The organism is Sphingorhabdus sp. (genome assembly GCF_050921905.1).
Taxonomy (GTDB): domain Bacteria; phylum Pseudomonadota; class Alphaproteobacteria; order Sphingomonadales; family Sphingomonadaceae; genus Sphingorhabdus_B.
Window position 1 is genome coordinate 1513047 of the sequence record NZ_CP050888.1, and the last position, 11326, is coordinate 1524372.

Genomic DNA, 11326 nt, shown 5'->3' on the forward strand with positions numbered 1-11326 from the left:
GCCTTAGTCTTATTTCTTAGCCGCAGCTTCTTTAGCAGCGTTCTTGACGGAAGATTTCTTTGCAGCCGCCTTTTCCGAAGCCGAAACCTTGGTCAGAACATCAACCTTGCCGCCTGCCTTTTCAACAGCTTCAATCGCTGCCTTTGACGCGCCAGCTACCGAGAAGTTTACCTTGGCGGTCAGTTCACCCTTTGCAAGCAGACGAACGCCATCTTTACCGCCACGCGCAAGGCCAGCGGCCTTCAATGCGGCGTGGTCAACAACAGCCTTGATGTCGATTTTCTTGGCGTCGATGAACTTCTGAATCATACCCAGATTTACTTCGGCATGGTCCTTGGCGAAGATATTGTTAAAGCCGCGCTTTGGAATACGCATGTGAAGTGGCATCTGGCCGCCTTCAAATCCGTTGATTGAAACACCCGAACGGCTGGTCTGACCCTTTTGGCCGCGGCCTGAGGTTTTGCCCTTGCCTGAACCGATACCACGGCCAACGCGCATACGACGATGGCGTGCGCCTTCGTTATCTTTAATGTCATTCAATTTCATGTCGTGCACTCGCTTTCGCTTTAATTCGCGCTAATGTTATCAGTCCTGAATTTGGACCATGTGACGAACTGTGCGGATCATTCCGCGCACTTCGGCAGTGTCTTCGATTTCGACAACGCGGTTCATCTTGTCAAGGCCAAGGCCTTTCAAAGTTGCGCGCTGCGAAGCGGGACGACGGATCGGCGAACCGGTCTGCTTAATCTTAATCTTCGCCATATCGATTACTCCGCAATAGCTTCTGCGTCGGCTTCAGCAGTTTTGCTGCCACCGCGACCAAGAAGGTCGGCGATTTTCTTGCCGCGACGCTGCGCTACCGACTTGGGGCTCGTCTGTTCAGACAAAGCCGCAAAAGTAGCACGGATCATGTTATATGGGTTCGACGTGCCGACCGACTTGGTCACAACGTCCGCAACGCCAAGGCTTTCGAAGACGGCACGCATTGGGCCACCTGCGATGATGCCGGTACCCGCAGGTGCCGAACGCAATGTCACCTTGCCCGCGCCAAAATGGCCCTTGCCGTCATGGTGCAAGGTGCGGCCATCTTTCAATACAACGCGGATCATCGATTTCTTCGCAGCAGCAGTTGCCTTGTTAATGGCTTCTGGCACCTCGCGCGCCTTGCCATGTCCAAAGCCTACGCGACCCTGGCCATCGCCCACAACTACCAGTGCAGCAAAACCAAAGCGCTTACCGCCCTTAACTGTTTTCGAAACGCGGTTGATGTGGACGAGCTTCTCGATCGTGCCATCATCTTCTTCCTGAACTGGGCGACGATCATTGTTGTTACGACCACGGCCACCGCCGCTACCGCCACCACGATTGTCACCGCCGCCACGACCGCCGCGACCGCGACGCTGGCCTTCAGGAGCGGCTGATTCAGGTGCTGCACCATCAGTGACGGGCGCAGTGCTTTCAGTGTTTTCAGCCATCATTAGAACTCCAATCCGCCTTCGCGCGCTGCATCTGCAAGCGCTTTGACGCGACCGTGAAACAGGAACCCGCCACGATCAAATACCACGCTGGAAATGCCAGCCTTCTTGGCAGCTTCGGCTACCCGCTTGCCAACGTCCGCAGCAGCTTCGGTTGTCGAGCCGTTCTTCGCCTTCACGTCCTTGTCGAGAGTCGAAGCGGACGCAATGGTCGCACCCTGCGAATCGTCAATGACTTGCGCGTAGATGTGCCGGCCAGTGCGGTGCACGGAAAGACGCGGACGTCCAGCAACCTGCGCCCGCAACTTGGAGCGAACGCGCTGACGGCGACGTGCAAAGAGAGACAGTTTTGCCATTATTTCTTCTTCCCTTCCTTGCGGAAGATATATTCGCCGCGGTACTTGATGCCCTTGCCCTTATAAGGCTCTGGCTTCCTCCAGCGGCGAATTTCGGCAGCAACCTGCCCAACCTTCTGCTTGTCGATACCTGAAATTTCCACCGTGGTGTTATCAGGCGTCTTGATTTCGATGCCCTCAGGGATCGCGAAGTCAACATCATGGCTGTAGCCAAGTTGCAACTTCAACATCTTGCCCTGGCTGTTGGCACGATAACCAACGCCGGTGATTTCAAGCACCTTGGTAAAGCCCTCTGTCACACCGGTGACCAAATTCTGCACCAACGTCCGCTGCATGCCCCAAAAGGCGCGTGCCGCTTTGCTGCTGTTCGCAGGCTTCACCAAGAGGCCATCATCCTGCATCTCGTAGGAGATCAGGTCGCTCATCGGCATTTTCAGTTCGCCCTTCGGCCCTTTGACCGACAGCGTGCCCGCTTCCATGCTGGCGGTAACGCCCGCAGGAATGGGGACAGGTTTCTTACCAATGCGGCTCATTAGAATACCTCCGCCAGGATTTCGCCGCCGACATTCTGTGCACGCGCTTCGGCGTCCGACAGAACGCCCTTGGGCGTCGAAACGATGGTGATACCAAGGCCGTTGCGGATAACCGGAAGCTCCTGGCTTCCTGAATATACGCGGCGACCTGGCTTTGAAACACGGGCGACATGCTGAATAGCAGGCGCGCCTTCGAAATATTTCAGCTCAATGCGAATGCCCTTATGTGCACCCAAGGCTTCTTCGCTGTAACCACGAATATAGCCTTCACGCTGCAACACATCGAGAACGCGGGTCCGCAAGCTGGACGCTGGCGAGACTACAGAGTCTTTCTTCGCCCGCTGGCCGTTGCGGATACGGGTGAGCATATCACCCAAAGGATCGGTCATTGCCATCTATCTTATCCTTACCAGCTCGACTTCGTAACGCCCGGGATCATGCCCTTATTGGCAAGATTACGCAGTTCGATACGGTTCAGCTTGAATTTACGGTACACGCCGCGAGGACGCCCGGTGGTTTCGCAACGGTTGCGCACGCGGTGCGGGTTACCATTACGAGGAATTTCAGCCATTTTCAGGCGAGCGATCAAACGCTCGCTATCATCAAGCGACTGGTCTTTCGCCATCGCTTTGAGCTTTGCGTAGCGACCGGCATATTTCTTAGCCAGCTTCTTGCGACGCTCGTTCTTGTTTATGGAGCTCAGTTTAGCCATTATGCAGCCGCCTTTTCATCAGCTTCTTCTACTGGGAACGGGAAGCCGAACAGCTTAAGCAGTTCGCGCGCCTCGTCATCCGAGTTTGCCGAAGTCGTTACGATCACATCCATTCCGCGCACCACGTCGATGGCGTCATAGCTGATTTCTGGGAAAATGATCTGTTCCTTAAGACCCATGGCGAAGTTGCCACGACCATCAAAGCTCTTTGGGTTCAGGCCGCGGAAATCGCGAATACGTGGCATCGCGATCGTAACCAAACGGTCAAGGAATTCATACATCTGGGCACCGCGCAGCGTTACTTTCACGCCGATTGGCATGCCTTCACGCAGCTTAAAACCAGCGATCGACTTCTTCGCCTTGGTGATCACCGGCTTTTGACCAGCAATCAGTTCCATTTCAGCAAGAGCGGTCGTAACCTTCTTCTTGTCCTGCGACCCTTCGCCCACACCCATGTTGAGTGTGATCTTATCGATCTTTGGAACAGCAAAGCGGTTTGTATAACCGAATTTTTCAGTCAGACCCTTTACAACGGTTTCGTCGTACAGCTTCTTCATGCGAGGCGTGTATTTAGTATCAGCCACTGATCGTCTCCCCGGACTTCACGGCCACACGGACCTTCTTGCCGTCTTTGGTTTCCACGCGAACGCGCGTTGCCTTGCCGGTCTTGGGATCCGCCAAAGCCACATTCGAAATGTGCAGCGGAGCTTCGAAGCGGTCGAGACCGCCCTGCGGGTTGGCCTGCGAAGCTTTCCGGTGACGCACAGCGATGTTGACGCCAGAAACGACGACTTTGCTGTCCTTAGGCATCACGGCGGTTACTTCGCCAGATTTGCCCTTGTCTTTACCGGCAAGCACGACGACCGTGTCACCCTTTTTGATTTTTGCCAGAGCCATTGTTATAGCACCTCCGGTGCCAAGCTGATGATTTTCATGTGGTTCTTGGCACGCAGTTCGCGAACAACTGGTCCGAAAATACGTGTGCCAATCGGCTCCTTGTTGTTACCGATAAGCACAGCAGCGTTAGAGTCGAAGCGAATGACCGAGCCATCGGCACGGCGGATGTCTTTGCGGGTGCGAACGATAACGGCCTTATGCACGTCACCCTTCTTCACCTTACCACGCGGCGCAGCTTCCTTGATCGACACCACGATGATGTCGCCAACGCCAGCCACGCGACGCTTGGAACCGCCAAGCACCTTAATGCACTGAACGCGCTTTGCGCCGCTGTTGTCCGCAACATCGAGGTTGGATTGCATCTGAATCATGGGATCAATCCTCCGTTGTTGCTGCGACCGGGGCTACAGCGGCATCAGCCACCAAGCGCCAGGTCTTGTTCTTGGAAATCGGCGCACACTCTTCGATGCGGACGACCTGGCCCTCTTTGACGACGTTGTTTTCGTCATGGGCGTGATACTTCTTTGTGCGACGGATGATCTTGCCGTAAAGCGGGTGCTTCACTTTGCGCTCGACCAGAACGACAATCGTCTTGTCATTCTTGTCGGAGACCACCGTCCCGGTGAGAATACGTTTTGGCATGGGTAGCTCCTTATGCCGTCTTTGCGGCGGCGCGCTGGCGCTCACCCTGCAGGGTTTTGATGCGGGCGATGTCACGACGCACTTCACGCACACGTGCCGGCTTTTCCATCTGGCCAGTGGCCGATTGGAAACGCAGGTTAAACGCTTCGCGCTTCAATTCGCCGAGCTGAACAGCAAGCTGATCGTCGCTCCTAACGCGGAGATCTTCGGTTTTGCTCATCTTATGATGCTCCCAGATGCGAGGTGTCGCCGAGACGCGCCACGACCTTGGTCTTGATTGGCAGTTTCATGGCTGCACGCTGGAATGCGACAGCTGCGATTGGACCAGGAACACCGTCGAGTTCAAACATGATGCGGCCAGGCTTAACCTTGGCTGCCCAATATTCGACCGAACCCTTGCCCTTACCCTGACGAACTTCGGCAGGCTTTTTCGTGACTGGCACGTCCGGGAAGATGCGGATCCACAAACGTCCCTGACGCCTGATATGACGTGTAATCGCGCGGCGGGCCGCTTCGATCTGACGTGCAGTAATCCGCTCTGGCTCAAGCGCCTTCAGGCCGTATGAACCGAAGTTCAGGTCAGACCCGCCCTTGGCTTCGCCCTTGATACGTCCCTTGAACTGCTTACGGAACTTTGTTTTCTTTGGTTGCAACATATCTAGTTCCTAACCTTTAGCGGCGGTCAGACTGCGGACGGACGCCGGAAGTCTGCGCTTCCATCATCAGCCGGTCAGTTGCCATTGGGTCATGACCCAAGATTTCGCCTTTGAAGATCCAGCATTTAATGCCGATGATGCCATAAGCAGTCAGCGCTTCGGCTTCGGCATAGTCAATGTTGGCACGAAGGGTATGTGCAGGCACGCGGCCTTCGCGGTATGATTCAACGCGGGCAATTTCTGCGCCGCCCAAACGACCACCGCAGGTGATCTTGATGCCTTCTGCACCCAAACGCATGGCTGACTGCATCGCGCGCTTCATGGCGCGACGGAAAGCGATACGGCGGATAAGCTGGTCAGCAATGCCTTGCGCTACGAGCTTTGCGTCAACTTCCGGCTTGCGGATTTCAACGATGTTCAACGACACTTCAGCGGTTGTGAACTTGTTGATCAGCTTTTTCAGCTTTTCAATGTCCGCGCCCTTCTTGCCGATGATCACGCCGGGACGTGCTGCGTAGATTGAAACGCGGCAGTTTTTGGCAGGACGCTCGATAACGACCTTTGAAATCGCTGCTTGTGGCAGTGTTTCAAAGATGAACTTGCGAATTTTGATATCTTCCAGAAGCATGCGGCCATATTCCGCACCTTCGGCGTACCAACGGCTATCCCAAGTCCGGTTGATTTGCAGGCGAAGCCCGATTGGATTTGATTTCTGACCCATGACTTATGCCTCTTCTTGCTGTTCGCGCACAACGATACGCAGACGGCTGAATGGTTTAACGATCCGGCTCGACTTGCCGCGGCCGCGGGCCATGAAACGCTTCATGGTCAGCGCCTTGCCAACGCTTGCCTCGGCGACAACAAGGCTGTCGACGTCAAGATTGTGGTTGTTTTCGGCGTTGGCGATGGCGGATGCCAGAACCTTGCGCACGTCATCCGCCATTCCCTTGGTAGAGAATTTCAGGATGTTGAGCGCGTCTTCGGCTTTCTTGCCACGGATCAGCGCGGCAACGAGACCAAGCTTCTGAGCCGAACCACGGATGGTTGTGCCCACTGCCAGTGCTTCATTGTCGGCGACACGACGGGGTGCGGATGCCTTACCCATTAGCGTTTGCCCTTCTTATCTGCGCCATGGCCATGATATGTACGCGTTGGAGCGAACTCACCAAGCTTATGACCGACCATGTCCTCATTCACCGAAACGGGAATGAACTTGTGGCCATTATAGACGCTGAACGTCAGGCCAACGAACTGAGGCAGGATTGTCGAGCGACGCGACCAGGTCTTGATTGGTGCAGCCTTCGATGCTTCCTGAGCGGTTTCTGCTTTTTTCAACAGATAGAGGTCAACAAACGGACCTTTCCAGACGGAACGAGACATGAGTTACCTCTTCTTCTTAGCATGCCGCGAACGGATGATCATCCGGTCGGTCGACTTGTTGCTGCGGGTACGAGCACCCTTTGTTGGCTTACCCCAAGGTGTAACCGGATGGCGGCCACCTGAAGTACGACCCTCACCACCACCATGCGGGTGATCGACTGGGTTCTTAGCAACACCGCGCGTCAGCGGGCGAATACCGCGCCAACGGTTACGGCCTGCCTTAGCAAGTGTCGTGTTCGAGTTGTCAGGGTTCGAAACCGCACCAACTGTGCCCATGCAAGTGCCGAGAATGTAGCGCTGCTCACCTGAGTTCAGGCGAACGATAACGCGACCACCGTCACGACCGACGAGTTGCACATATGTGCCTGCCGAACGGGCGATCTGACCGCCCTTGCCGGGCTTCATTTCGATGTTGTGGCAAATGGTGCCGACGGGCATCTGGCTCAGCAACATTGCGTTACCAGGCTTAACGTCGGTCTTTTCACCCGCAACAATCGAGTCACCAACGGCGAGACGCTGCGGCGCAATGATGTAAGCCAATTCACCGTCTTCGTACTTTACAAGCGCGATGAAGGCAGAACGGTTGGGGTCATATTCCAGACGCTCAACCGTTGCAGGCATATCCCATTTACGACGCTTGAAGTCGATCAGACGATATTTCTGCTTGTGACCGCCGCCGATACCGCGCGACGTCACATGCCCCTTGTTGTTACGGCCGCCGGTCTTGCTCTTGCCTTCGGTCAGACCCTTAACGGGACCGCCTTTGTACAAGCTTGACCGGTCAACCAGCACAAGGCCGCGACGGGCGGGGCTAGTTGGTTTGTAGCTTTTGAGTGCCATTATCCTGCCCTTAAATACCGGTGGTCACGTCGATGCTCTGGCCTTCGGCCAAAGTTACGATCGCTTTTTTGACATCCGAGCGTCTGTAGGGCTTGCCCTTCCAACGCTTGGTTTTGCCCTTTTGCACGAGGGTGTTCACGTTCGTGACCTTCACATCGAACAAGGCCTCTACGGCTGCCTTGATCTGTGGCTTGGTCGAGCTTCCCGTGACCTTGAACACAACAGCGTTATGTTCCGACAGCAAGGTTGCTTTTTCGGTGATGTGCGGGGCAACGATGACGTCATAATGACGCACGTCGATTGCTTTATCCTTAGCCATTAGTTGGCACCTCCCGTAAGGGCGAAGCGTGCTTCCAGCTTCTCGACCGCAGCACGGGTCAAAACCAGAGTGTCATGCTTCAGGATGTCATAAACATTCGCGCCAACGGCTGGCATCACGTTGATGCCGACCAGATTAGCCGAAGCCAGACGGAAATTGTCACTGACGGCGTCGCCATCGATAACCAATGTCGACTTGCCGAAACCGAGCTTGCCAACTTGACCCTTAAGCGCCGCAGTCTTTGCAGCAGCCAGATCAAGATTTTCAAGAACGATTAACGAACCCGACTTTGCTTTGCTCGAAAGCGCCATCTTCAGACCCAATGAACGGATCTTCTTATTCAACGACGGGTTAAAGTCACGCAGGCGGGCACCATGGGCCTTACCACCACCGATGAAGATCGGCGCAGCGCGGTCACCGTGACGGGCTGTACCGCCACCCTTCTGGTTACCAAATTTCTTGCCGGTGCGCGCAACGTCCGAACGCTCACGGGTAGGACGAGCCGTACCGCGGGCCTTCTCACGCTGCCAGGTGACAACACGGTGCAAAATGTCGGCGCGTGGCTCAATGCCAAATACGTCGTCATTCAGGTCGATGTCGCCCTTTGCTTTGGCGTCGAGGGTTTGAACCTTGAGCTTCATGGTTTAGCCCTCCTTCTTTTCTTCGCCGGCGTCTGCAGCAGGTGCTTCAACAGCAGCGGCTTCGACAGCGGGTGCAGCTTCAGCGGCGACCTCAATAGAGGGCGCTTCAGCTTCGACGGCTGGGGTGTCTGCAACGTCCACTTCGGTGTTGATGATGACGTCTTCAGCTATTGGAGCCTCATTGTCATTCTTCAACGCACCGGGGAATGGAGCAGCGTCAGGGGTAGGAACCTTCACCGCATCACGAACGAGCAACCAGCCATTCTTCGCCCCAGGGACAGAGCCCTTCACGAAGATGAGACCGCGCGCGACGTCCGTGCGTACGATTTCGAGATTCTGCTGCGTACGCTGACGGTCGCCCATGTGGCCGGCCATCTTCTTGTTCTTGAAAACCTTGCCCGGATCCTGGCGTTGGCCAGTCGAACCATGGGCACGGTGGGTAATCGAAACACCATGCGATGCACGCATACCGCCAAAGCCCCAACGCTTCATCGCGCCGGCAAAGCCCTTACCCTGCGTGTGGCCAGTAATGTCGACCAATTGGCCGTCAATGAAATGGTCCGCAGAAACGGTGGCACCGACTGGCAACAAGCCATCAGCATTATCAACGCGGAATTCAGCGACGCGAGCTTTTGGCTCGACTTGTGCTTTAGCGAATTCGCCACGTTGCGGTTTGTTTACATTTTTCGCTTTACGGGCTCCTGCACCAAGGCGGACGGCAAAATAACCATCGCGTTCCTCGTTACGAGCTCCGACCACTTGGCAGCCTTCCAGCGCCAATACGGTGACAGGAACGTGACGGCCGTCTTCATTGAAGAGGCGCATCATACCCATCTTTTTCGCGATCACGCCAGTGCGCATGATCCATACTCCAACTTATGTCAGAGGCCCGGCTGGCACGATTGCCAGGAGGGCGTGACGCCTAAATCCAGCCCTGAATTCTAAGCATTGCCCCGTCCGGGCTAGGCACCAGTGGCGCAATTTGATGCGCAATCTGGTAAGACGGGGAACGCAGCCCGGGCCAAATTACTCCGAAGAGTGACGCCCGGCGGTATTCCATTGTCCTCAGGGCCGAAGCCCCAATTTCATAACCCCGACCGTAGCTGGGGCCTCAAGCAGCGTAGCGCCTGACCTATCTGCACCCCGGATCAAGTCCGGGGCTGCGCGTGCTTAATCCTTGCGGATTAAGCAAGCTTGATTTCGACATTCACACCAGCAGCAAGATCGAGCTTCATAAGCGCGTCAACGGTCTGTGGCGTGGGCTGCACAATGTCGAGCAACCTTTTATATGTCCGAACTTCGAACTGCTCGCGCGACTTTTTGTCGACGTGCGGCCCACGGTTTACGGTGAACTTTTCGATACGGGTAGGAAGTGGAATTGGCCCACGAATAAGTGCGCCTGTGCGGCGAGCTGTGTCGGCAATATCACCAGTCGCCTGATCGAGGACCCGATGGTCAAATGCTTTCAGACGGATGCGAATATTTTGCGTTTCCATGGTCTCACCAATTTCCAAATTCTATCAATATCAAAGAGCCGAAAAACAGCCACTCCGACTTACGCTTTCGAAGCCGGAGCAACTGTTTTAAATTTCTTAAAACCGCCCCGCCCGAATCAAGGATTCAGGCGGGATGCGCGGCCTATATTACTTCGTGATGGTGCTGACAACCCCAGAACCGACAGTACGTCCGCCTTCGCGAATTGCGAAGCGAAGACCTGGGTCCATAGCGATTGGTGCAATCAACTTAACAGCGATCGTTACGTTGTCGCCTGGCATAACCATTTCCGTGCCTTCTGGAAGGATCACTTCGCCGGTTACGTCAGTCGTACGGAAGTAGAACTGTGGACGATAGTTTGCGAAGAATGGCGTGTGACGGCCGCCTTCATCCTTTGAAAGAACATAGATTTCTGCCGAAAACTCAGTGTGCGGCGTAACCGAACCTGGCTTGCAGAGAACCTGACCACGCTCAACTTCTTCACGACCTACGCCACGAACAAGTGCACCGATGTTGTCGCCTGCGCGGCCTTCGTCGAGCAGCTTGCGGAACATTTCAACGCCGGTAACGGTCGTCTTCTTGGTGTCCTTGATACCAACGATTTCAACTTCTTCACCGACCTTGACGATTCCGGTTTCAACGCGGCCCGTTACAACGGTACCACGACCCGAGATCGAGAACACGTCTTCGACTGGCATCAGGAATGGCTTGTCGATTGGACGCTCTGGCTGAGGAATAGCTTCATCAACGGCAGCCATCAATGCAAGAACCGATTCCTTACCGATGTTGTCGTCACGGCCTTCAAGCGCAGCAAGCGCCGAACCACGAACGATTGGAATATCGTCACCTGGGAAATCATACTTCGAAAGAAGCTCACGGATTTCCATTTCCACCAGTTCGAGAATTTCTTCGTCGTCAACCTGGTCAACCTTGTTCATGTAAACAACGAGGGCAGGAACGCCAACCTGACGTGCAAGCAAGATGTGCTCGCGAGTCTGTGGCATTGGGCCGTCAGCAGCGTTCACAACAAGGATAGCGCCGTCCATCTGCGCCGCACCGGTGATCATGTTCTTAACATAGTCAGCGTGGCCTGGGCAGTCGACATGGGCGTAGTGACGCGCAGCCGTTTCATATTCAACGTGTGCAGTCGAAATCGTGATGCCGCGCTCGCGCTCTTCTGGTGCCTTATCGATGTTAGCGAAATCAACAGCGGTACCGCCGTAAGTTTCGGCCATGATCTTCGTGATCGCTGCGGTCAGCGTTGTCTTGCCATGGTCAACGTGACCGATGGTACCAATGTTGCAATGCGGTTTCGTCCGCTCAAATTTAGCTTTTGCCATTTTCTCAAACCTTCTTTCGATTAGGTAATATTTTGATCAGG

The 11326-nt window shown here is 55.0% G+C and carries 22 protein-coding genes; all 22 read right to left on the bottom strand.

The genetic code is table 11. The features are described 5' to 3' along the window. Positions 1-9: 9 nt before the first annotated feature. Positions 10-546, bottom strand: coding sequence for a 50S ribosomal protein L15 (gene rplO, locus HEQ18_RS07215; protein ID WP_295495708.1), 537 nt, complete (start codon positions 544-546; stop codon positions 10-12). A 39-nt stretch (positions 547-585) separates the two neighbouring features. Continuing rightward, on the bottom strand, positions 586-762 hold the full coding sequence (gene rpmD, locus HEQ18_RS07220) for a 50S ribosomal protein L30 (protein WP_125229596.1): 177 nt from the start codon (positions 760-762) through the stop codon (positions 586-588). 5 nt (positions 763-767) lie between these two features. Further along, positions 768-1478, bottom strand: coding sequence for a 30S ribosomal protein S5 (gene rpsE, locus HEQ18_RS07225; protein ID WP_432814204.1), 711 nt, complete (start codon positions 1476-1478; stop codon positions 768-770). Continuing rightward, a complete protein-coding gene (gene rplR, locus HEQ18_RS07230) occupies positions 1478-1831 on the bottom strand; it encodes a 50S ribosomal protein L18 (protein WP_397604874.1) in 354 nt (117 codons plus the stop codon). The genes rpsE and rplR overlap by 1 nt, the downstream gene beginning before the upstream one ends. Then, positions 1831-2364 (bottom strand): 50S ribosomal protein L6, encoded by a 534-nt coding sequence (gene rplF / locus HEQ18_RS07235; protein WP_432814205.1) that lies wholly within the window; start codon positions 2362-2364, stop codon positions 1831-1833. Before rplF ends, rplR begins: the two co-directional genes overlap by 1 nt. Continuing rightward, a complete protein-coding gene (gene rpsH, locus HEQ18_RS07240; RefSeq protein WP_125229593.1) occupies positions 2364-2759 on the bottom strand; it encodes a 30S ribosomal protein S8 in 396 nt (131 codons plus the stop codon). The genes rplF and rpsH overlap by 1 nt, the downstream gene beginning before the upstream one ends. An 11-nt stretch (positions 2760-2770) precedes the next feature. Beyond that, positions 2771-3076, bottom strand: a complete 306-nt coding sequence (rpsN, locus tag HEQ18_RS07245) for a 30S ribosomal protein S14 (protein ID WP_183941957.1) — start codon at positions 3074-3076, stop codon at positions 2771-2773. Then, entirely contained in the window at positions 3076-3660 is a 585-nt protein-coding gene (gene rplE, locus HEQ18_RS07250) for a 50S ribosomal protein L5 (RefSeq protein WP_432814206.1), read from the bottom strand. Before rplE ends, rpsN begins: the two co-directional genes overlap by 1 nt. Then, on the bottom strand, positions 3653-3973 hold the full coding sequence (gene rplX / locus HEQ18_RS07255; protein WP_296198147.1) for a 50S ribosomal protein L24: 321 nt from the start codon (positions 3971-3973) through the stop codon (positions 3653-3655). Before rplX ends, rplE begins: the two co-directional genes overlap by 8 nt. Positions 3974-3975: 2 nt before the next feature. Beyond that, on the bottom strand, positions 3976-4344 hold the full coding sequence (gene rplN, locus HEQ18_RS07260; RefSeq protein ID WP_125229589.1) for a 50S ribosomal protein L14: 369 nt from the start codon (positions 4342-4344) through the stop codon (positions 3976-3978). 4 nt (positions 4345-4348) lie between these two features. Next, positions 4349-4615: a 30S ribosomal protein S17 gene (gene rpsQ / locus HEQ18_RS07265; RefSeq protein ID WP_296198152.1), complete on the bottom strand. Its 267-nt coding sequence runs from the start codon at positions 4613-4615 to the stop codon at positions 4349-4351. Positions 4616-4625: 10 nt separating this feature from the next. Beyond that, a complete protein-coding gene (gene rpmC / locus HEQ18_RS07270; RefSeq protein ID WP_296198155.1) occupies positions 4626-4835 on the bottom strand; it encodes a 50S ribosomal protein L29 in 210 nt (69 codons plus the stop codon). 1 nt (position 4836) lies between these two features. Continuing rightward, the gene (gene rplP / locus HEQ18_RS07275) at positions 4837-5271 is read right to left on the bottom strand and encodes a 50S ribosomal protein L16 (RefSeq protein WP_295442681.1); all 435 of its coding nucleotides are present in this window, start codon (positions 5269-5271) and stop codon (positions 4837-4839) included. Positions 5272-5287: 16 nt separating this feature from the next. Further along, a complete protein-coding gene (gene rpsC / locus HEQ18_RS07280; protein ID WP_125229585.1) occupies positions 5288-5992 on the bottom strand; it encodes a 30S ribosomal protein S3 in 705 nt (234 codons plus the stop codon). Between the two features lie 3 nt (positions 5993-5995). Continuing rightward, complete coding sequence (gene rplV / locus HEQ18_RS07285; protein WP_295442686.1) at positions 5996-6376, bottom strand: 50S ribosomal protein L22; 381 nt, start codon at positions 6374-6376, stop codon at positions 5996-5998. Further along, positions 6376-6651: a 30S ribosomal protein S19 gene (rpsS, locus tag HEQ18_RS07290; RefSeq protein ID WP_295442689.1), complete on the bottom strand. Its 276-nt coding sequence runs from the start codon at positions 6649-6651 to the stop codon at positions 6376-6378. The genes rplV and rpsS overlap by 1 nt, the downstream gene beginning before the upstream one ends. A gap of 3 nt (positions 6652-6654) precedes the next feature. Further along, positions 6655-7491, bottom strand: a complete 837-nt coding sequence (gene rplB, locus HEQ18_RS07295) for a 50S ribosomal protein L2 (RefSeq protein WP_296198170.1) — start codon at positions 7489-7491, stop codon at positions 6655-6657. Between the two features lie 10 nt (positions 7492-7501). Beyond that, a complete protein-coding gene (locus HEQ18_RS07300; protein WP_432814207.1) occupies positions 7502-7810 on the bottom strand; it encodes a 50S ribosomal protein L23 in 309 nt (102 codons plus the stop codon). Continuing rightward, a complete protein-coding gene (gene rplD / locus HEQ18_RS07305) occupies positions 7810-8451 on the bottom strand; it encodes a 50S ribosomal protein L4 (protein ID WP_296198176.1) in 642 nt (213 codons plus the stop codon). The genes HEQ18_RS07300 and rplD overlap by 1 nt, the downstream gene beginning before the upstream one ends. Positions 8452-8454: 3 nt before the next feature. Beyond that, positions 8455-9312: a 50S ribosomal protein L3 gene (gene rplC / locus HEQ18_RS07310; protein ID WP_397604872.1), complete on the bottom strand. Its 858-nt coding sequence runs from the start codon at positions 9310-9312 to the stop codon at positions 8455-8457. 323 nt (positions 9313-9635) lie between these two features. Continuing rightward, positions 9636-9947, bottom strand: a complete 312-nt coding sequence (rpsJ, locus tag HEQ18_RS07315) for a 30S ribosomal protein S10 (protein WP_022672862.1) — start codon at positions 9945-9947, stop codon at positions 9636-9638. A gap of 147 nt (positions 9948-10094) precedes the next feature. Continuing rightward, positions 10095-11285 carry an elongation factor Tu gene (gene tuf / locus HEQ18_RS07320; protein ID WP_397604871.1) on the bottom strand — a complete coding sequence of 397 codons (1191 nt, stop codon included), beginning with the start codon at positions 11283-11285 and terminating at the stop codon, positions 10095-10097. Positions 11286-11326 lie beyond the last annotated feature (41 nt).